The sequence below is a fragment of the Novosphingobium sp. genome (assembly GCF_040079535.1).
Taxonomy (GTDB): Bacteria; Pseudomonadota; Alphaproteobacteria; order Sphingomonadales; family Sphingomonadaceae; genus Novosphingobium.
In genome coordinates this window covers 15,673-35,835 of record NZ_JBEBKB010000025.1, presented here as the reverse complement: position 1 = coordinate 35,835, position 20,163 = coordinate 15,673, and the positions used below count along the sequence as shown (strand labels likewise).

The 20,163-nt window shown below is 61.2% G+C and carries 15 protein-coding genes and 1 pseudogene; 4 read left to right on the top strand and 12 right to left on the bottom strand.

The annotated features are described in order from the left end of the window. The 9 genes and pseudogenes from ABL914_RS09315 to ABL914_RS09275 form a co-directional block, all read right to left on the bottom strand. A pseudogene (locus tag ABL914_RS09315) lies at positions 1-195 on the bottom strand (5-aminolevulinate synthase); the annotation flags it as partial. A gap of 13 nt (positions 196-208) precedes the next feature. Next, positions 209-400 carry a hypothetical protein gene (locus ABL914_RS09310; RefSeq protein ID WP_391562907.1) on the bottom strand — a complete coding sequence of 64 codons (192 nt, stop codon included), beginning with the start codon at positions 398-400 and terminating at the stop codon, positions 209-211. Further along, entirely contained in the window at positions 400-801 is a 402-nt protein-coding gene (locus tag ABL914_RS09305) for a cytochrome c-type biogenesis protein CcmH (RefSeq protein WP_391562906.1), read from the bottom strand. The genes ABL914_RS09310 and ABL914_RS09305 overlap by 1 nt, the downstream gene beginning before the upstream one ends. Beyond that, positions 798-1,328: a DsbE family thiol:disulfide interchange protein gene (locus tag ABL914_RS09300; protein ID WP_391562905.1), complete on the bottom strand. Its 531-nt coding sequence runs from the start codon at positions 1,326-1,328 to the stop codon at positions 798-800. The genes ABL914_RS09305 and ABL914_RS09300 overlap by 4 nt, the downstream gene beginning before the upstream one ends. Further along, positions 1,325-3,277 (bottom strand): heme lyase CcmF/NrfE family subunit, encoded by a 1,953-nt coding sequence (locus tag ABL914_RS09295; protein WP_391562904.1) that lies wholly within the window; start codon positions 3,275-3,277, stop codon positions 1,325-1,327. The genes ABL914_RS09300 and ABL914_RS09295 overlap by 4 nt, the downstream gene beginning before the upstream one ends. Before the next feature lie 30 nt (positions 3,278-3,307). After that, entirely contained in the window at positions 3,308-5,935 is a 2,628-nt protein-coding gene (locus ABL914_RS09290; protein WP_391562903.1) for a tol-pal system YbgF family protein, read from the bottom strand. Positions 5,936-5,963: 28 nt separating this feature from the next. Next, positions 5,964-7,808: a hypothetical protein gene (locus tag ABL914_RS09285; RefSeq protein ID WP_391562902.1), complete on the bottom strand. Its 1,845-nt coding sequence runs from the start codon at positions 7,806-7,808 to the stop codon at positions 5,964-5,966. Between the two features lie 179 nt (positions 7,809-7,987). Then, complete coding sequence (locus tag ABL914_RS09280) at positions 7,988-9,715, bottom strand: cytochrome c3 family protein (protein WP_391562901.1); 1,728 nt, start codon at positions 9,713-9,715, stop codon at positions 7,988-7,990. Between the two features lie 47 nt (positions 9,716-9,762). Continuing rightward, positions 9,763-10,542 carry a hypothetical protein gene (locus tag ABL914_RS09275; RefSeq protein ID WP_391562900.1) on the bottom strand — a complete coding sequence of 260 codons (780 nt, stop codon included), beginning with the start codon at positions 10,540-10,542 and terminating at the stop codon, positions 9,763-9,765. A gap of 310 nt (positions 10,543-10,852) precedes the next feature. Between ABL914_RS09275 and ABL914_RS09270 the strand changes: the two genes are divergently transcribed. The 4 genes from ABL914_RS09270 to ABL914_RS09255 all read left to right on the top strand — a co-directional run bounded on the left by ABL914_RS09270 (position 10,853) and on the right by ABL914_RS09255 (position 15,349). Beyond that, complete coding sequence (locus tag ABL914_RS09270) at positions 10,853-11,914, top strand: tetratricopeptide repeat protein (protein WP_391562899.1); 1,062 nt, start codon at positions 10,853-10,855, stop codon at positions 11,912-11,914. A gap of 1 nt (position 11,915) precedes the next feature. Next, positions 11,916-13,226 (top strand): NAD(P)-binding domain-containing protein, encoded by a 1,311-nt coding sequence (locus ABL914_RS09265; protein WP_391562898.1) that lies wholly within the window; start codon positions 11,916-11,918, stop codon positions 13,224-13,226. A 126-nt stretch (positions 13,227-13,352) separates the two neighbouring features. Beyond that, positions 13,353-14,009, top strand: a complete 657-nt coding sequence (locus tag ABL914_RS09260; protein WP_391562897.1) for a response regulator transcription factor — start codon at positions 13,353-13,355, stop codon at positions 14,007-14,009. A 47-nt stretch (positions 14,010-14,056) separates the two neighbouring features. Next, a complete protein-coding gene (locus ABL914_RS09255) occupies positions 14,057-15,349 on the top strand; it encodes an ATP-binding protein (RefSeq protein WP_391562896.1) in 1,293 nt (430 codons plus the stop codon). A gap of 61 nt (positions 15,350-15,410) precedes the next feature. Here ABL914_RS09255 and ABL914_RS09250 read toward each other — a convergent pair whose 3' ends face one another. From ABL914_RS09250 to ABL914_RS09240, 3 genes are all read right to left on the bottom strand, one after another. Next, entirely contained in the window at positions 15,411-17,849 is a 2,439-nt protein-coding gene (locus ABL914_RS09250) for a glycoside hydrolase family 3 N-terminal domain-containing protein (protein WP_391562895.1), read from the bottom strand. Between the two features lie 76 nt (positions 17,850-17,925). Next, positions 17,926-19,146, bottom strand: a complete 1,221-nt coding sequence (locus tag ABL914_RS09245) for an MFS transporter (protein WP_391562894.1) — start codon at positions 19,144-19,146, stop codon at positions 17,926-17,928. After that, on the bottom strand, positions 19,112-20,161 hold the full coding sequence (locus ABL914_RS09240) for a LacI family DNA-binding transcriptional regulator (RefSeq protein WP_391562893.1): 1,050 nt from the start codon (positions 20,159-20,161) through the stop codon (positions 19,112-19,114). Before ABL914_RS09240 ends, ABL914_RS09245 begins: the two co-directional genes overlap by 35 nt. Positions 20,162-20,163 lie beyond the last annotated feature (2 nt).

Sequence of the window (20,163 nt, the reverse complement as noted above, 5' to 3'; positions counted from 1 at the left end):
CTTGGGGTGCTGGCCCATCGCCAGATAATCGTTCGAACACCACACCGTGATGTCCTTGGGACCGTTGTGCCCCGCAAAACACCGCGCATTGGGATAGGCGCCCTTGTTGCGCAAAATGTCGATAAATACCCGGTAACGCCCTTCCGAATGCAACCGGTCAATCGCGGTGTCGAACACTTGGTCATAGCTGAACATCAGTCGGGCTCCGTCAAATTGAAGGTGCGGAAGGCGATGACACCGGGTTTCCAGGCATGTCGGGACTGCCCAGCCAGCCATAGCCAGCCAGTGCGATCAGGATTGCCGCGCCGGCCAGTTCAAGCGCAGCGCGCGAGCAGCGCTTGCTGAAGTACAGCCCGGCAAAGGTCAGTGCCGCAAATATTGCAACGAACAGCCAGCCCATCAGACTTTCCTTATTTTCAAGCGGCGCGAAACCAGCCAGGCGCCGCCCAGCAACGCCAGCAGCGGCACCAGCCACAGCGGCGCAGTGGCCGATCGGATCACCGGTTTGAAGCTGACCCAATCGCCATATTTGCTGATCAGCATGGCCCGGACCGTTTCAGGCGTATCGCCGGCCGCAATCCGTTCGCGGATGATCCGGCGCATATCGCCGGCCAGACCGGCGTTGCTGCCTGATATCGGTTGGCCCTGACAAACCACACAGCGGATCGAATCCATCAGCGCCAGCGCCTGGGTTTCCTGGGCGGGATCGGCCAGTGAAATCTCGGCATAGTCTTGCGTCTGTGCCTGGGCGGGAATGGCGAGCACCAAAAGTAACCCGGCAAATGTGGTTCTGGAAATCATTGCCCAATCCCCAGCATGACCAGCAGCTTGGCTTTATCGGCTTCGGTCACGATGCCAATGTGCTGGTAGATGATCTTGCCCGCGCCATCGACAACAAAGGTTTCGGGCACCCCGGCAGAGCCAAACGCGATCTGGGCCTTGCCATCCTGATCCATTCCGATCCGCGAATAGGGATTGCCGTTGGTGGCCAGGAACCGGGCCAGATCGTCACTGTTATCATGGACCGCGATACCGACGACTTCGGCTCCGCTGGCCTTCAGCTCCATCAGCATCGGAATCTCGGCAACGCAGGGCACGCACCAGCTGGCAAAGATATTGAGCAGCCGCGGTTTGCCATCGCGAAAATCGGTGCTGGCAGCGCCGGGTTGCTGCGCAAAGGCCGGTCCCGCCGCAAATTCGGGCAGTTGTTGGCCCACCATCTTTGAGGCGATCACGTGATCATCGGGATTTCTCAGGCCAAGGTAGAACGCGCCGAACAGCGCAGCCATCAGCGCGAACGGCAACCACAGGATCAGCTTGCGGCTCATGCCGGTTTATCCGTGTCAATACGGGGCCAAGGCCACGGCCAGCGGTTGTCCCAGACATCGCGTTTTACCCGGCCCAGCAATGATAGCATGCCGCCAAGCGCAATCATCATTCCGCCCAGCCAGATCAACATGACAAACGGCTTCCACCACATCCGCAGCAGGAATTTGTTGCCGGCTGAATTTTCACCAAGGGTCAGATAAAGCTGGCCGTTCCAGAACGTTTCGATCGCGGCCTGGTTGGTGGTCATCTGCGGCTGGGTAAAGGCGTGGAGTTGCGGGGTCATCTCAAACGGCGCACCGGTGCCGCCCTTGCTGACCGAAAGTACCGCTTCAAGGATCTGGTAGTTCGGCCCCGGCCGCTCACGCACGCCCAGCAAGGTCACGGCAAACGGCCCGACATCGCGGGTTTCGTTGGCAGCGATTGAAACCATGTTCTCTTTGGTGAAAGCTGCATCGCAGGCCATCCCGGCGATGCTGACCGCACAGCCCAGATGGGCCAGAACCATGCCCCAGGTAAACAGCGGCGCACGTTTCAGATCGCGTTTCCACAGCGGCGCGACGCTGGCAGCTGCTACGATCGCGGCGACCACCAGGCCGAGCAGCGGCAAGACCCCGATCGAACCCCCAAATGCTGCCACCAGCAGCAACATGGCCGCGCCGGCAAACAGCGCCGGGGCCATCCGGTCGATCACTGCCCTGGGCCGATCACTGCGCCAGCGCAGCAACGGCCCCGCGCCAAGCAAGACCAGCAAGGCCAGGGCCAGTGGGCCAGCGACCGAATTGAAATAGGGCGCACCAACCGAAATCTTGCCCCCGCCCATGGCTTCAAGGATCAGCGGATAGAGCGTTCCGGCCAGCACCACGACCAGGATCACGGTCAGGATCAGATTGTTGATGACCAGCGCCGCCTCGCGGCTGACGAGTTCGAAGCGGGTGCCTTCGGCAATCGTCCGCGCCCGCAGTGCAAACAGCGCCAGCGCGCCAGTGATATAGATCGCCAGCAAAATCAGGATAAACAGCCCGCGCCGGGGATCGACCGCGAAGCTGTGGACGCTGGTCAGGATGCCCGAGCGGACCAGGAAAGTCCCGACCATCGACATTGAAAAGGCCAGCACCGCCAGCATGATCGTCCAGGTCCGAAGCCCGCCGCGGGTTGCCAGAACGGTTACCGAATGGAGCAGCGCCGTGGCCGCAAGCCAGGGCATCAGCGAGGCATTCTCTACCGGATCCCAGAACCACCAGCCGCCCCAGCCCAGCGTATAATAGGCCCAATAGGACCCGGCGGTTATGCCGATCGTCAGCAGGATCCACGCACCCAGAATCCACGGCCGCATGGCGCGGGCAAATTCGGGCCCGACATCGCGGGTAATCAAAGCCCCGATTGCAAACGAAAACGCCGCCGACATCCCGACATAGCCGGCATAAAGCGTGGGTGGGTGGAACGCGAGACCGGGATCCTGCAACAGCGGGTTAAGCCCGGCACCTTCCAGCACCCCGGTGATCCGGGTAAACGGATTGGAGGCAAACAGCAGGAAAACATAGAAACCCAGCGCAATCGCCGCCTGTGCAGCCAGCGTTGCCAGCCGGGTGTCTTCGCGCAGCTTGCGTTCAAATAGCGCGATCGTCGCCCCGGCCAGGCCCAGGATCGTCACCCACAGCAACATCGAGCCTTCGTGGTTTCCCCAGGTCCCCGAGATCTTGTAGATCATCGGCTTGGCCGAGTGGCTGTTGGCAGCGACCAGCAATACCGACATATCCGAACGCATGAACACCGCGATCAGGCAGGCAAAAGCCAAACTTACCAGCGCCGCCTGGGCCACCGCAACCGGTGCCACCGCACGACCCAGCGCAGGCTGGTTGCGCCCAACCGCCAGCGCGCCCAGTGCCAATTGCAGCAGAGCCATGGTGGCAGCCAGCCACAGGGCGGCCATTCCAGCTTCAGCGATCATCTATCCGTGGTCCTCACCGGTTGGCCAAATTCAGAAATCAAGCCGGTAGCCTGCCGTAAACACCCAGCCGGTTTCCTTGATCCGATCGAAAGCCGTACCGTTCCAGATGGTCTGGTTGGAGAAGTTGCCGCCAAACTCAATTTCGATCTCGGAATGCTTGATCGGGTAATAATTCAGACGGATGGTCGGCTGGAACTGGCTGTAGGTACCGGGCACCAGGACGGTGCTGGTCACCTTGCTATCGCGGTAGCCATAGCGCACCCGCGGGCTGAGCCGGAAGTTCGAGGTGATCGGGATGCGCGCGTTGAAATCGGCTGTGTAGATCCTGGCGCTCGCGGTGTTCGCCAGGCGGCCTGACAGGATGTAGATATCATTGCCCATGAACAGATCCGATCCGATCAGTTGCAGGCCATAGTAATACTCTTTCCCGGTGACAGGCAGCGCCAGGATTTCAGCCGTACTAACCGTTGCCGGGGTCCCCGGAGTACCGCCAGTATCCGTCAGCGAGAAATCGGCATTGACCTGCAACTTGCGGGTGATCGGCCGGGCATACGTGACGGTCAGGCTTTTGGCGATCAGCGTCCGGTCCTGCGCCAGCTGGTAAATCTGATCGTCGGTGAAGAACGGCCGCAGGCCGGTCAACTCTGTGATCGGGACATTGTTGATCGTATCGAACTGACCGATCAGCGCATTGGTGGTGGTCAGCATCGGTGAGCGCCGATAATCGCCGGTCAGGCTGATGTTCGAACCATCGGCGAAATTATAAGTCATCGAACCCAATGCAAGGTTGAGCTGACCAAATTTCACATCATAATCAAGCATCGCATAGGCATTGAAGCGCGGGCGCAGAAAGCGGGTTTCGATCCCGACCGAACGGCGATCGACGAAGCCGCCGGTGGCGCGCTGATCGAACCAGTAAACCGTGGTCTGGATCGGGCTGCGCTTGGCTCCGAGATCAACGCTGAAGCCATAGAACGGGCGTTCGGTAAGGACATAAGTCTGCCGTGATGACAAGACCGGAAATCCGCCCACCGCATTGAAGCGCAGCTTCGGGCTGGCCTGCCAGCCCAGCAGCGCGCCATCAAACCGGCCAAGCACACCCGATGAGTTTCGGCTTTGCCGCCCAACCCTTAGCTGGGTGTCCAGATCGTTGTCGGAATAGTCGAGATAAAGCGCAGTCACCGCGCCAATCCCGCCACCCGGCCTTGAGCGGAATGTCAGCACTTCGTTGCCGTTGTTGATCGTAGTGATCGAAGTACTGGTTCCAAAGTTCTGGGTGAACGAGCCTGCTGCCCGCAATTGGAACTGGCGGCGATCATTGCCGCCTGAAATTGTGATGTCACCCGAAGTCAGCAGCTGGTTGACGTTGACCGAATTATCAACTTCGGCCCCCAGCGTCGAAGAATCGATCAGGGTGCTGGTGCGGCCTTGATCGCGGAAATAGAACTGCGAAAAGCTTCCGCGCAGACCCCATTTCCAATCGCCCTTGCCGCCCAGCTTTCCAGCTTCGCGCAGCGGCGTACCGGGCTGCCCGGCCTGGCCAGTCTCACCCAGCGCGGCAAGCCGTTGGCGGACCCGATCGGCACCTTCACCGCTGGGATAGCGGCGCAGATATTCTTCATATTCCGCCCGGGCGTGGGCGCCTTGCCCCTTACGTTCACGGGTCAGGCCCAAAAGCTCAAGCGCGCGCGGCGTATTGGCATTTTCCGGCTTCTGAACCGCATTGGTCAGAAGCTGCACGGCCCGATCGAAATTATTCTCCTGAATGGCTAGCTCTGCCTCGCCAATAATTCTGGCGGTCACTGCGGCATCTGCATCGCTGCCTGCGCTGATCGAACCGGAAATGGCCGAAACTGGCGGCGGGGCCGGTTGCGCAAATCCAAGCCGCGAAGTGATCCCTTCGGATCGCTCTTGCGGGGTAACCTTGAGCACCCAGGCGTCAGGGAAAATCGCGACCAGCTTTGCGCGGGCTGCTTCCGCCTCGGCACGAGTGGTGTAGAAACCGGACCGCAGCCGATACCAGCGCTGCGAATCCTTTTCGAACTGAGACAGGTAAACAACACCGCTGCCCAGAGCCGCCTGCTGCTGCGGCGAAAGATTGGGTGCAGAGCCCTGCGACGACTGCAAGTTTACAACATAGAGTCCCGGCGGACCTGCATCTTGCTGGGGACCGGCCGCTGACTGGCTTGTTGTTTCTGCGGCGCTAGCGCAAACCTTGCTGCCCGGCGTTGCAATCCGGACCACAATGGTTTGCGGTTCCGGGCCTGGGCTGACGGTAAATTCCATGTCTTTGGTGAAAAACAGCGAAAGCCTTGGCCCAGCCGCGCTATCGCCTTCATATTCGATCGAACGCAATTCAGGCACCGAGCGCGGAGTTCTGAGCGATTCGCGCTGCTTGCCGGCAGCAGAATTATCCAACGTACTTAGCCGGATATGAAGCTCACGTCCTTTTGCCGGAAACGAGCTGAGCACCTGGAACCGGATGTTGAATGTGAAAGTAAGGGTAGTGCAGCCACCAGTGCTTTCTACTTTCACATCGGACATGGCCCGATCAGCCACGGTCTGGCCAAAGGCCGGCTCGGGAAGAGCGATAGCTGCGCTCGCAGCTACAGCTGCTGCGACAATGGAACTTGCAGTCGCAATGCGGGTAGTGGTCAAGTCTCGATTCCTTGCGGTTCGCTCGCCATTAGTCCCAATTTCGGGTGTTGTGGCAGGCAGCACAGTCTTGGGTTGTGGATGGGTGGTCTCTCGGTTTGCCTTCGGCAATCGTACCGTTGTGGCAAGAGTCGCAGCGACCAGCCACAGCGTTGTGGTTCATGTTTACGGACGTAAAGCTGGTGGTGCTGCGATGGCAACTCTCGCATGTGTTGGTTGTCTGGCCATGGCCCGGGTTTTTGCCGATCGCAGCCGTTCCGTTGTGACAGGACGAGCAATTGGTGGTGATGCCGGTGTGGCTGAAGTTGGCTGGCGTCCACGCATTGGTTGTATGGCAGCTGCTGCATTCAGCGCTGGTGTTGATGTGGCTAGCCGATTTGCCAAGCGCCTTGGTGCCGTTGTGGCAGCTGGAGCAGGTCCCGATCACATCAAGGTGGCTGACCGTCTTGGCCGGCGCCCAGGCCGTTGTCGTGTGGCAACTGGTGCAGTTGGTGGTCGTGGTTATGTGGGTCGCGTTCTTGCCAGTCGCGGTGGTGCCGTTGTGGCAGCTTGAACAGGTGCCGGTGGCATTGGCATGGCTGAAGTTCGCCGGCGTCCACGCATTGGTTGAATGGCAGGTGCTGCATTCAGCGCTGGTGTTGATGTGGCTTGCCGATTTGCCAAGCGCCTTGGTGCCATTGTGGCAGCTGGAGCAGGTCCCGATCACATCAAGATGATTGACCGTCTTGGCCGGGGCCCAGGCCGTTGTCGTGTGGCAGTTGGAGCAGGTGTTGCTGGTGTTGATGTGGGTAGCGTTCTTGCCGGTTGCGGTCGTGCCGTTGTGGCAACTGGAGCAGGTGCCGGTGGCATTGGCATGATTGAAGTTCGCCGGGGTCCATGCATTGGTTGAATGGCAGGTGCTGCATTCAGCACTGGTGTTGATGTGGCTGGCCGCCTTGCCAAGCGCCTTGGTGCCGTTGTGGCAGCTGGAGCATGTGCCGATCACATCATTGTGGTTGACCGTCTTGGCAGGCGCCCAGGCCGTCGAAGTATGGCAGTTGATGCAAGTGTTGCTGGTGTTCAGGTGGGTCGCACTCTTGCCGGTGGCATTGGTGCCGTTGTGGCAACTGGAGCAGGTGCCGGTGGCATTGGCGTGATTGAAATTGGCGGGCGTCCACGCGGTCGTCGCGTGGCAGGTGCCACATTCTGCTGTAGTGGTGATGTGCTTTGCCGATTTTCCGGCCGCCGTGCTGCCGTTGTGGCAACTTGAACAATTCGTCCCGGCAGACTTGTGATCGAATTTCGCCCCGGCCCACCCGGCGGTGGTGTGGCAACCAGCGCAATCCTGGGTGGTCGGGATATGGCTGGCGCTTTTGCCGGTGGCTTTGGTGCCGTTGTGACAGCTTGAACACGAACCCGTGACCCCGGTGTGGTCAAACCGCACGGCGTTCCAGTTTGCGGTGGAATGGCAGGCGCCGCATTCCTGCGCGGTCTGGATATGGGCGGCCGGTTTGCCGACAGCCTGAACCCCGTTGTGGCAGCTGGCGCAGGTTCCGGTGTATTTGCTGTGATCGAAATTGCCCACCTGCCACTGCTTGGTGGTGTGGCAAGTATCGCAGTTTTCGCGGGTGCGCAGGTGACTGGCCGGCAAGCCGGTTGCCCGAACCGCATTATGGCAGCTGAGGCAATCTTTCGGAGTGCCTTCGAATTGCCCGTCCTTGTGACAGCTTTCACAGCGCACCGCAGAGTGCGCGCCGGTCAGCGGAAAGCCGGTGCGGAAATGATCGAACTGGGTGTTGGCGGGTTTGGCGTCAGCAGGCATCGGCCACACTGCGACCAGCAGTGTAACCAGGACCGTCAGGAATGCCGCAAGGTAAGTCCTCGGCAAATCATCCACCTACAATTGCGACACGACCCGGTCGGCACCGCGCCGACTGATGTGTAAATTCTCTTTTCGTTGGGAGACTCTAAACACTGATACAAAGGATAGGGTATACGCAGCGCCTCGGTCTATCGCCGGAAGGAATCATCTGGCCGTTAAATCATCCACACTGCAAGGTTAATGTCAGTTTGGTGCTAGGTTCGCGGCCGCGGTCTTCCGATCAATATCTCGGAGAAGCTGGTTGTTGTGTGGCAGCGCGCGCAGTCATCACCAAAACCGCCGCGGTGCGGATCATGTTTGCGGTGGCAATCGACACACTGGTTGCCAAGCTTGGCCGGATCGCCGGGCCGGGCGTGGCAGGCTGAGCAGACCAGGCCTTTATGGCCGCCGGTCAGGGCAAAGCGGGACTGGGTATCGTGATCGAACCGCCAGACCTTCCAGTCAGTGGTATTGTGGCATGACTGGCACTGCGCGGGATTGCCCAGCGTCCCGTTATGGCGGGTATCGGGATGGCACGCCGCACAGGTCGTGCCCTTAGAGACAAAACTCTTGTCGGCGTGGCATCCCGCGCAGGTCAGAGCAGCGTGTTTGCCCAGCAGCGGAAAGCGGGTCAGGCCGTGATCAAAACGGACACCCTGGGTCCAGCTTTCGGCGTTGTGACAGCGGGCGCAATCGCTGCCCAGCTTGCCGGCATGCGGATCCTGCTTGGCGTGGCACGAGCTGCACTGTGCTGAAAGCTTAAGCTCGTTCGGCGGCTTGGTATGGCAACCTTCGCACCGCACCGCCGCATGCTTTCCGGCCAGGGCAAAGTTGGTCATGGTGTTGTGATTGAAGTTGACCGTCTTCCAGCTTGAAACCTGATGGCAGCGCGCACAATCCAGGCCATTGCCGCCCTTGTGGCTATCGTCCTTGGCATGGCAGCCAATGCAGGTGGTTGGCGGCTTGGCCACTTTGGGCGACTGCTTGTGGCACCCCTCGCACACCACGGCGCGGTGGGCGCCCTTCAGGGGAAAGCTGGTCATCGTGTTGTGATCGAAATTGGTCTGCTTCCAGCTGCGCGGATTGTGGCAATTGCCGCAGTCGGTGCCATTCGCGCCTTTATGGCTATCGTCGCGGGCGTGGCAGGCCACACAGGTGCGCGAGGGATGCTTGTTGGCATTACCGGCCCCGTGGCACTGCGCGCAAGCTGCCCCAGCATGTCCGCCAACCAGCGGAAACCCGGTAGAGGCATGATCAAACGAAGCGGCCTGCCAGGTCGCAGTGGAATGGCACGAAGCGCAATTGGTGCCGCGGCTACCGCGGTGCGCATCATCGCGGGCATGACAGGAAACACAGGTGCCCGACAGATTCTTCCAGCGCTGCCCGGCATGACAGCTCATGCAGGTCTTGGTCCGGTGCGCGCCGGTTAGCGGAAAGCCGGTTGCAGCATGATTGAAGCCCTGCACTTGTTTCCAGGCGCTGGTGTTGTGGCAGTTCTGGCAACTGCGGCCCAGCTGCCCCTTGTGCGGATCAAACGGCCCGTGGCAGCCAGCACAATCACGCGGGCGGCCGCGATAATCGTTGCCCCGGTGGCAGCTGCTGCATTTGGCGCGCTGATGCGCCCCGGTCAGCGCGAAATCGGTATAGGCATGATTGAAGCTGGCCTGATTGAGCACGATCAGGGTGTTGGCGCGGCCCCGGTGATCGCTGTGGCAGCTTTTGCAGGCGCCGGTGCGCGCGGGTGAAAATTTGCCGTGAAGCTTGGTTTTTGTCCGGATATCATTCGCCACCCCTTTGTGGCACGAAAGGCACCGGCCGTTCTGCGCTTCTTTGCGGAATGACGAGTGACACGAATCGCATTTCGATTCGAGCTTGGCATGCGCGCTGGATAGCGGCCCCGGCGTAACCAGCCGTTCCATCACCGATTGAGCAATCGCTGGCATCGCTGCGCAAAGGCAAGCAAGCCAGATCAAGGCCAGGATGCGGCGCATCAGTACATGTGCACCGCAACGATATGCAGGATCGCAGCCGCTACCAGCAGGAAGAACAGCGGCAAGTGAAACAGATGCCACAGCCGCAGCAGCCGGTCATAGAAAGCGAATTCGGCAGAGCGGCGCACCGCCTGGAAAAAATCACTGGTCAGCGCGCGCAGGTTCAATGTGCGGCGATCAGCGCCCCGGGGCATCGCTGCCAGCAATCGGCGTTCAGCAAATCGTGTCTCCACGCCCAGACCGATCACGGCCGCAGCGCTTGGCCAGAAGGCCGAACCGGCCCGGACCGCGCGGTCTTCGAACGCCTGAATATGCTCCAGCACACCATCATCAGAAATCCCAGCAGCCGCAAGCTGGGCAAGCAGCTCGTCCATTTCCCGCTTCAACGAACGCAGTTCAAGCTTGCGGCCGGAATAGCCGCGGTGAACCCGTGAATAGAAGAATCGCCCGACCAGCCCGCTGGATGCCACGATAACCATCGCGCCAAGCGCCATCGCACTGTTGAGCGCCCCCCAGGAGAAGCGTGAGTGATAAAGCACCGCCAATGGCCCCAGCAAACCCAGCAGCATGTGAAAGCGAAACCAGAACCCAACCGTTCCGGGGGCACGGGTTGCAGGCTTGGCGCGTTTGCGCAAAGGGTAGGCTAGCAGGATCAGCATCATTGATCCACCGCCAATGCCCAGCCAATAACCCAGGCCGTCTTCCGGATCGATCGGCAGCGCATCGCGGTGAAGCCAGCCCCAGGCGACGGCTGCCCCAACCGTCAGGATGACTAGCATGGAGATTACCCGCTCTGCTAGATCGGCATTTAGCCTTGGCTGCGGATCCGCTGCGGACCCGTTCTCTGCTTTGGAAACCATTGAAATTTGCAACTCGCTACCCTGGGACCGCGCCTTTTCTACCCAATGTGCTTAGCGTTTGGTTGCCAAAGGCGCGAAAAATCTGGCTCGGTTCGTCTTGCAGGAGAGTCTATCAGTCGCCCTTTGGGCTATTTGCAAGGTTTATGTCAGAAACAGGGTGGGCGTAGGGGGTAAAGCCTTCAAGAAGAATCGCGTAATCTGGGTGCGCGCCACAAGAACGGAAAACCGAATGCTACAATATATTTTGACCGGGCTAGCAGGAATTGCCCTGGGCATCGTCGCCATGCGTGTCTGGCAGGCCCGCGATCCTGCATCAGCAACTGCTGATGATGTCCCGGCAGATCCGGCCCAGGCCAGTCTGACTGGCAATTTGGGCAGCAGCCGCAACCTGCTGATCGGCGCAGCTGCATTGGTTGCGGGCGCCGCCGCTGTATTGGTTATGCGCGGCGGCACATCGCCGTCCGCTTCGCCCGCTGCGACAGCGCCGGCCGGGGCGAACCAACAGATCGCCGATGTCGATACGATGATTTCCAAACTTGCCGCCCGGCTTGAGAAAGAGCCCAATGACGGCGAAGGCTTTCGGATGCTTGGCTGGTCTTATCTGATGACCGGCCGCCCCCAGCAAGCGATCGCCCCGTTCAAGCGCGCGCTGGAACTTTTGCCCGATCAGGCAACGGTTCATTCGGGCTATGGCGAGGCACTGGTCGGGGTTGCGGCGGGCAAGGTTACGCCAGAGGCCAAGGCCGCGTTTGACCAAGCCCTGCGGCGCGATCCCAAAGAGCCGCGCGCGCGCTATTTCATTGGCCTGTGGCACGCCCAGAACGGGCGCGGCAAGGAAGCGCTGGCACTGTGGATCGAACTGGCCAACAGCGGACCCGCCGACGCCCCGTGGCAGCCCGAAGTGCAGGCCAAGATCCGCGATGAAGCCGCCAAACAGGGCGTTGATGTTTCAAGCCGCCTCAAAGTGGCCGCCGCAGCTTCGCCAGCAATGCCGGTCCAGCCCGGTCCGGCCCAACCCGATCCAGCCAAGGCTGCGGCAATCAGCCAGCTGCCGCCTGAGCAGCAGCAGGCCTCGATCGATGGCATGGTCAGCGGGCTGGCTGCGCGGCTGAAATCCAACCCCAAGGATGCCAAAGGCTGGTCGATGCTGTTCCGATCACGGATGGTGCTGAAGCAGGACAAACAGGCAGCCGCCGATCTTGCTGCGGCCCGCAGCGCATTTTCAGGTGATGCGGCGGGCCTGGCAGAGGTTAACGCTGCCGCCAAGGCGGCCGGAGTGCCCGGCGCCTGATATGGCCATTGACCCGCTCCTGCTGGTCTATGCCCTGCCTTTGCTTGCTGTATGGGCAGGCTGGGTGCTGCTGGCCAAAATGCGATCGGCAAAGGCGCGGGCAACCCTTGAAGACAATCGGCAGGCCGGGCTGACCGAACCGGCCACGCTCCATCCGGTGATCGAACCGGCGTTGTGCCTTGGCTGCGCGGCTTGCATCAGGGCTTGCCCCGAAAAGAAGATCCTGGGGCTGATCGATGGCAAGGCTGTGCTGATTGAGCCTACTTCCTGCGTTGGCCACGGCGCCTGCGCGACCGCCTGCCCCACCGATGCGATAACGCTGGTATTCGGCAGCGCGACCCGCGGGGTCGATATTCCGCTGCTGACGCCTGAATTCGAAACCACCGTACCGGGGATCTATATCGCCGGTGAATTGGGCGGAATGGGACTGATCAAGAACGCGATTGAGCAAGGCCGACAGGCGATTGCCGGGATCGCCCGCAAGGCTGGGCACATGCCCGGCGGCGAAGGCGTTCTTGATGTACTGATCGTTGGCTGCGGTCCGGCCGGAATTGCCGCCAGCCTTGGTGCAATCGAACGCAAACTTTCGTTTGCAACCGTTGATCAGGACAGTTTTGGCGGGACAGTGGCCCATTTCCCGCGCGGCAAAGTGGTGATGACCTCGCCTGCAACGCTGCCAATCATCGGCGAAATGCGCTTTGGAGAAGTAAGCAAAGAGCATTTGCTGGCCTATTGGGAAGGCGTCCAGCAGCAAACCGGTCTGAAGCCCCGGTTTGAAGAACAGGTGACCGCAGTTACGCGCAACGGCGGCCATTTCGATATCACAACCAGCAAGGCCAGCTACCGGGCCAAGATGGTCCTGCTGGCGATCGGTCGGCGCGGAACGCCGCGCCCGCTTGGCGTTCCGGGGGAAGAATTGGGCAAAGTGGTCTATCGCCTGATCGATCCCGAACAATATATCGGCAAGCGGGTGCTGGTGGTTGGCGGCGGCGATAGCGCGCTGGAAGCAGCCATCCGGGTGGCAGAGCAGCCCGGAACGACCGTAGCCATATCCTATCGCGGCAATTCCTATGCCCGGGCCCGCGCGAAAAATCGCAATCGGCTGCGCGATCTGGTCCAGGAAGGGCGGGTCCGCGAGATGCTGGGCAGTACCGTCAGCAAGATCGAACCGGACGCGGTCATCATGCAACTGGCCGCAGAAACCGAAACTCTGGCTAATGACGATGTCATTATCTGCGCCGGGGGCCTGATGCCAAACGACTTCTTGAATGCAACCGGGATCAGATCGGAAACCAAATTTGGGACGGTTTGACCAATGAATACGAACAAAAGTGCGATGCCGATTGGCATTGCGCTGCAATCGATCGGGGGACAGTATGAATAGCAACCACCGTGCATTCAGGGCGCAAAACAGCACCGCCCCGCAAAGGGACCTGTCATGCGCCTGCTGCTGATCGAGGATGATCCCCGGCTGGCCAACCGCTTGGCGGTGCGGCTGGCGAGCGACGGCATGATCGTAGAGCATGTTCCCAATGCCGAGGATGCTCTGAAAATCAGCGACTTTGAGAGCTTTGCCGCCCTGATTGTCGACATCGGCCTGCCCGGCATCGATGGCCTGGCATTCATTCGCAAGATCCGCGCCACCGGCTTTGCCATCCCGATCCTGATCCTTACCGCCCGCGGCAACTGGGAGGAAAAGGTTGATGGACTCAACTCCGGGGCTGATGACTACGTGGTCAAGCCGGTTCGCGCCGAAGAGTTGATCGCCCGGCTGAACGCGCTGTTACGGCGCGCATCGGGACAAACCGGCGAGCGGTTGATCGCTGACGGCATCGAACTTGATCTGCAAATGAAGGTAGCGGTGATGGATGGCGCATCGATCGAATTGACCCAGATCGAATTCCGCCTGCTCCAGCTGCTGCTGCTGCGGCGCGGGCACATCCTGTCACATGCAGAAATTCTCGATCAGCTGTATCCTGCGGCAAAGGGGCGTGAACCCAACACGATCGAAGTGAACATTGCGCGGCTGCGGCGCAAGATCGGCAAAAATACAATTCGCACGGTGCGTGGATTAGGCTATCGCCTCTGGCGATGAAATTTCGCCCTGACAGTCTGCGATTCCGCCTCCTAATCGGCACTGTGGTGTGGATTCTTATCGGCGTAGTTGCGGGCGGGATCATGGTTTCCTCGCTGTTCCGCTGGAACATCCTGCAAGGCTACCATGACGAGCTGGAGATTCACATTGATGAGCTCGCAGCTCTGACTGCGGTCGATGCGAAGGGCCAGCCATACATCCTCCGGCGCCTGTCGGATCCGCGCTATCTGCCGCTGGATTCCGGGTTTTATTGGCAAATCGCCCGGGAAGGTTACAGCACTGTCGCATCGCCATCGCTGGGCGAAAATCGCTTCGATCCGAAATTCGCCAACAGCACCACAATGAATATCGCGTGGACCCAAGGCCCCCACGGCAGCACGCTGGAATATGCCAAGCAGATCCCGCATGCCGGAGGCCCGCCATTGCGGCTGTTGCTGGCCACTGACAAGCGGCTGGTTGATGAGAATATGGCGGAATTCAATCGTTCGCTGTTTTTCGCGCTCGCCGGATTTACCGTGCTGATGATAGCCATCGGGGCGCTTCAGATCCGGTTTGGGCTAAAGCCGCTCAATCGGCTGAGCAAGGCGGTCGCGGATGTCCGATCTGGGGAAACCGATCGGATGCAGGGGTCATTTCCCTCCGAAATCACCCCATTGGTGGCGGATCTCAATGGCCTGATCGATTCCAGCGCGGCTTCGGTCCAGCGCAGCCGGATGGTTGCGGGTAATCTTGCCCACGGCCTGCGAACGCCGCTGGCCATTCTGGTCGATGAGGCTGACCGCTTGCGGCAGGCGGGCCACAACGAATCGGCCGATACGATCATGGAAGAATCGCGGCGGATGCAGCGCCAGATTGATTTCCATCTTGCCCGCGCGCGCCAGGCAGCAGCCCACCCTGCGCCGGGCCAGGCCACCGCGCTGGGCTCTAGCGCCGAAAAACTGGTCGAAGCCTTCACCCGGCTATACCAACAACGCCCCATAGCATTCCTGCTTGAACCCGGTGATGATGTTCGCGTTGCCTGCGATAGCCATGACCTCACCGAAATCCTCTCGAACCTGCTCGACAACGCTGGAAAATGGGCAAACTGGCAATGCACCATTCGCTGGCACAAGCTGGATCCTTCGGTTGTGATCGAAATTGAGGATGACGGCCCTGGCCTGCCCGAGGGCGCGCAGGAGGCTGCGTTTACGGTTGGCACCCGGCTTGATGATCTGAAGCCCGGATCAGGGCTGGGTCTTGCCATCTCGCGCGATCTGGCCCGCATCTATGGCGGCGATGTGGAGCTGGAAAAGGCCCCGTCCGGCGGGCTGAAAGCCATCGTCCGGCTGCCAGCCGTCTGATTAAGCACAGTGTTGGCCAGGCGAGTTTGCCGCCACCGCCGGCATGGCGCCGAACGGCCGACTAGCGCCGTTGGCGGACAACCCGTGGGCAAGCAGCAGAGCTGGCGGCGCGATCGATCCGGGCGGTTTGCAGGGTCATGGCAAAGCCGGCCCGCGCGGTCAGCCGCAGCGGCTGGCCGATCGCCGCAAGATTGGCCCCGCCGCGCTGAAAGCAGCGCAATGCAATCCGGGTTTTGATCGCTGTGCCGCCCCGTGCGGTGCGCACCAGCGCAGAGATATCCAGCGTGGCGCCGCCAAACGTCAAGTGAACCGGCCCGGTCCCGCGCCGATCGATCCGCCAATCAAGCGCCAGCGATCCGCGCGCCAACGGCCCGCCCAGGTTCACCGGATTGCCCTCGATAGTCAGCGCGCCCGGCGCCGACCAGCTGAACTGGCGGGCGTCCTCTTGCGCCGAAAGATCAACGGCGCGTTCGGTGATCGATCCGTCGGTTGACATATGCCACGGTGCCAGCGCCTTGCCGCGCACGAAGAATGAAGTGGCGGTATCGAACAGCGAAAGATCGATCCGGGGATCCTCGTTGACCGGGCCCAGCGTCCGCATCTCGCCATAGTGCAACCCATAGCCAGCCGGGAACAATGGTGCGGCAACCGGAGAGCGCGCATCGGCCGGCCAGGCAAAGGGCAGCCGCCCGGTGAAATCACGCGGAGCCTTCCCATCGCGGCTGGCTACAAGAACATCGGCAACGCCGGCGCCTTGGCTGCCGGGCAGCCAGGCTGCCACGAAAGCATCGGCCTGGTTGATCAGCGGACCGGTAAACAGCGGGCGACCCGAAAGAAACACTACCACCACCGGAATGCCCTGCGCCTTCAACTGCGCGATCAGCTTGGCTTCAGCGGGTTGCTGGGTAAACGCCAGGTGCGGCACATCACCCTGAAATTCAGCGTAGGGCGCTTCTCCGGTGACCACGATCGCTACGTCTGGCTTGGCAGAATGGCTGCCGTCCGGGGCAATCGCGGCCTTCCCGCCAGCCGCGATCACGGCATCGGCAATCGCCCGGCCGATCGTCTGGCCGTTGGGGAAATCCTTGGCCGAAGTATCCGTGCCTTGCCAGGTGATGGTCCAGCCACCAGCCTGCATCGCCATGCTATCGGCACCGAGGCCTGCCACCAGCACCTGCGCACCAGGCTTTACCGGCAGAACCGCGCCTTCGTTTTTAAGCAAGACCAACGATTTGGCAGCCGCTTCGCGCGCAACTGCCAGATGTTCAGGCGTGCCAACCATGGCCGGGTTGCCCCGCTGAACCAGATTATCGGACATCAGCCCAAGCTTGAATTTGACCCGCAGGATCCGCCGAACGGCATCGTCGATCCGGGCCGGAGCGATCCGCCCGTCACGCGCCGCGCGCAGGGTCGATTCGAACAAACCCTTCCAGCTATCGGGGGCCATAAACAGATCGAGCCCGGCGTTGATCGCGGCCGGGCAATCGGTGGCGCTGCATCCCGGCACCTGGCCGTGGCCATTCCAATCACCTACCACCAGCCCGGCGAACCCCATCCGGCCCTTGAGCACGTCAGTCAGCAAGGTAGAATTGCCGTGGTTCTTCACCCCGTTCCAGCTTGAAAAACTGACCATAACGGTCAGCGCCCCGGCATCGATTGCTGGCGGATAGCCAGCGGCATGGCGGGCCACCAATTCTGCTTCGTCAATCCGCGCGTCGCCTTGATCGCGGCCTTCAAACGTGCCCCCGTCGGCCAGAAAATGCTTGGCAGTTGCGGCGACCTGGTTGGCCCCAAGCGGCCGGCCCGATACCAATTCGCCCTGTAGGCCGATTGTCATCGAACGGGCATAGCTGGCAACCAATGCCGGGTCTGAAGCATAGCCTTCATAGCTGCGGCCCCAGCGCAGATCCTGCGGCACGGCAAGCGTTGGCGCAAAGGTCCATTCAATCCCACTGGCGGCAACTTCAGCGGCGGTCACCGTGCCGATCCGCTGGATCAAATCGGGATCGTGCGCCGCGCCAAGGCCGATGTTGTGCGGAAACAGCGTGGCGCCGGGCAAGTTTGAATGGCCGTGCACGGCATCAATCCCGAACAGGATCGGAATGCCAGCGCCAGTTGCGGCCGAGGCACTGCGGAATTCGCCCACGAGCTTCGCCCATTTTGCCGCATCACTGCGTTCATCGCCGTAGGGGCCCGAATTGCCCCCAGCCAGGATCGATCCCAGCGGATACTGCGCCAGATCAGCCGGAGAAATCGCGCTGATATCTGCCTGGATCAGCTGGCCCACTTTCTGTTCCAGCGTCATCTTGGCCAACAAGCCATCGATCTTCGCCTCAGTGGCGGGATCGGTTATCGCGGCAGGACTTTTCGCAGCAGGCCACAACTGGGCATGCGCGTTTGTGGCGCCGGGAAGGCCTGCCGCCTGTTCGGCCAATGCGGCTGCCGTAACGCCCGCGCCGCATAGCAACGCCAAAGCTGCAAAGCCCAAGTTCAGCCGCATTTCATCCCCGCCAATAGTTCTTGTGAACGTTCTCAGCAGCAATTGCACGCAGGGCTGGGAAAATCAAGCCAAGCCTTCAATCGCGGCGGGCGATAGTGCCAAGCAGCAACGCCGCAGCCAGCCCCAGCAGCGCCAGGATCAGGAACAGTGCCTGAAACCCGAACAGCGGCACCAGGGCAATCGCCAGCCACGGCATAATCAGCGAAGGCACGGTATTCGTCAGGTTGAACAGCCCCAGATCGCGCCCGCGCCGCCCTGGTCGCGGCAGTATCCTCAGTGTCTGGGATGAATGCAGCGAAAGGAATACCGCGCTGGCCAAGCCGAACAGGCCATAGGCAGCTATTGCCAGGCCAAGATCGCTGGTCAGCGCCATCACCAGCAGCCCTGCCGCCGATACCAGCGCCGAAACCGCCAATGGAGTGATCGGCTTGTCATGACGGTCCGACCAGCGCCCCGCTGCCAAAGCAACCGGGACCGATAGCACCATGATCACGCTGAACAAACGCGCGGTCTGATTTTCACTGATCGCGGGATTAAGCGTGCGCAGCCAGAACAATAGGTACGCGAACAAGGTTGCCTCTGCGACCTGCACTGCCAGACGCGCAAACCACATACCCATCACCGCCCGGCGCCGGGCCAGTCTGACACCAGACTGGCCGGCTTGATTGTCTGCCGCGGCCTGCGGCACGCGCCCGATTGGCGCGAACAGCAACACCGGCAGTACACAGCCCACCACCAGCGCCGCGACCAGCCATAGTCGCAGGTCATCTGGCACCAGCAGCGGCTGGGTAACGATCGCGCCAGCCAATGCCCCGCCGCCCGGAGCGAACGCCATCAACCCGCCCAGCAAGCCTTTTGCCGAATCGGGCACATGATCCCCGGCCCAGGCCGCCAGCGGCCCCAGCATCATGTTCAGGCCAAGCTGCCAGCCGATCACCGCCAGGATCAGGCCTTCCAGCGTTCTGGCCTGGCCGATCTGCGGCAGCAGCAGCGAAGACAGCACCAGCCCGGCCGCCACCCAGGCACGCCGGTTGCGGGTAACATCACTGAGATAACCGAACAGCACATTGCTCAGCGATGCCGCAACGGCCCCGGCCAAGGCGATCTGGGCCAGCCAGGAAACGCCCAGCTGGCTGCCCGCAAGCTCTGACACCTGGCTTGGCAGCAGAATGGTGAGCAGCGGGGTATAGGCCACCGCGCCGCCAGCCCAGGCCAGCGCGAACAGCAGCGTGAAGCGGTGACTTTGCACCGCTTCGCCGCGATCAATCACGCCGGGCAACCGAACCGCGTTCGACAATCGCGCCTTCGATAACTGTCAGTGCAATTGGCGCGGCATCGCCCTTTTGCGCAGCGATGATCAGTTCCACCGCTTTGGATGCGGTGGCAGCAATCGGCTGATCCACCGCCGTCAGCGGAGGCTGGGTGAAATGAACCAGCGGGGTGTTGTCAAAACTGATCAGCGAAAGTTCGTCCGGCACCGAAATTCCGCGCTGGCGCGCCATTTCGAGCGCAGCCAGTGCCATTTGATCATTGCTGGCGATGATCGCGCTGGGCGGCTGTTGCAGGTTCAGCAGCGCCAGCGCCGCTGCCTCGCCCGAGCCATAGGAAAAGTCCCCGGGCGCAAGCAACCCCGTGCAATCGAGTCCGGCGGCGGCCATCTCTGCCTGCCAGCCATCGACCCGCCAGCCGCTCAGCTCATACTCGCTCGATCCGGAAATGAAGCCGATCCGCTGATGCCCGCGCTCGATCAGATAGCGGGTCGCGGTCCGGGCCGATCCTTCATCGTCCATCGAAACCGGGATCCCGGTGCCGTTCTGCTTCGATCCAATCCGCACAAACGGCAGGTTCTGTTTGGCCAGCAAGCCAACAATCTGGGCATTGTCCGAATGCGGCGGGGTCAGGATGATCCCGTCTGGCTGAAGCGCGGCGATCGCGCCCAGCAGTTCGCGTTCGACATGATCTGAATGGGTATCAACCAGTTCAAAAATCATCCGATAGCCATGCTCGGCACATTTCAGCATGCCCCCCAGCAGCATCTGATCGACCCAGTCGGTACCTTGGCGCGCGGTCCAATCGGCGATGGTGCGTTCGCGGTCGTTGATTGCCAGGATCAGATAGCTTCGCGATCCGCTCATCCGTTGAGCCGCAATCGATGGGACATAGCCCAGCCGGTCAATCGAGGCCTGGACCCGGCTTTTCATCTCGGGCCGCACATTGGGCTCGCCATTGATGACGCGGCTGACCGTCTGCAGCGAAACGCCGGCGTCGGCGGCCACATGCTTGATCGTTACAGCCTGAAGCCGCCTTGCCATCT

Bases quoted from the DNA above. Each gene is read 5' to 3' on its own strand.
- ABL914_RS09310 (WP_391562907.1), bottom strand. From the start codon at position 400: ATGGGCTGGCTGTTCGTTGCAATATTTGCGGCACTGACCTTTGCCGGG.
- ABL914_RS09305 (WP_391562906.1), bottom strand. From the start codon at position 801: ATGATTTCCAGAACCACATTTGCCGGGTTACTTTTGGTGCTCGCCATT.
- ABL914_RS09300 (WP_391562905.1), bottom strand. From the start codon at position 1,328: ATGAGCCGCAAGCTGATCCTGTGGTTGCCGTTCGCGCTGATGGCTGCG.
- ABL914_RS09295 (WP_391562904.1), bottom strand. From the start codon at position 3,277: ATGATCGCTGAAGCTGGAATGGCCGCCCTGTGGCTGGCTGCCACCATG.
- ABL914_RS09280 (WP_391562901.1), bottom strand. From the start codon at position 9,715: ATGCCAGCGATTGCTCAATCGGTGATGGAACGGCTGGTTACGCCGGGG.
- ABL914_RS09275 (WP_391562900.1), bottom strand. From the start codon at position 10,542: ATGCTAGTCATCCTGACGGTTGGGGCAGCCGTCGCCTGGGGCTGGCTT.
- ABL914_RS09270 (WP_391562899.1), top strand. From the start codon at position 10,853: ATGCTACAATATATTTTGACCGGGCTAGCAGGAATTGCCCTGGGCATC.
- ABL914_RS09265 (WP_391562898.1), top strand. From the start codon at position 11,916: ATGGCCATTGACCCGCTCCTGCTGGTCTATGCCCTGCCTTTGCTTGCT.
- ABL914_RS09260 (WP_391562897.1), top strand. From the start codon at position 13,353: ATGCGCCTGCTGCTGATCGAGGATGATCCCCGGCTGGCCAACCGCTTG.
- ABL914_RS09250 (WP_391562895.1), bottom strand. From the start codon at position 17,849: ATGCGGCTGAACTTGGGCTTTGCAGCTTTGGCGTTGCTATGCGGCGCG.
- ABL914_RS09240 (WP_391562893.1), bottom strand. From the start codon at position 20,161: ATGGCAAGGCGGCTTCAGGCTGTAACGATCAAGCATGTGGCCGCCGAC.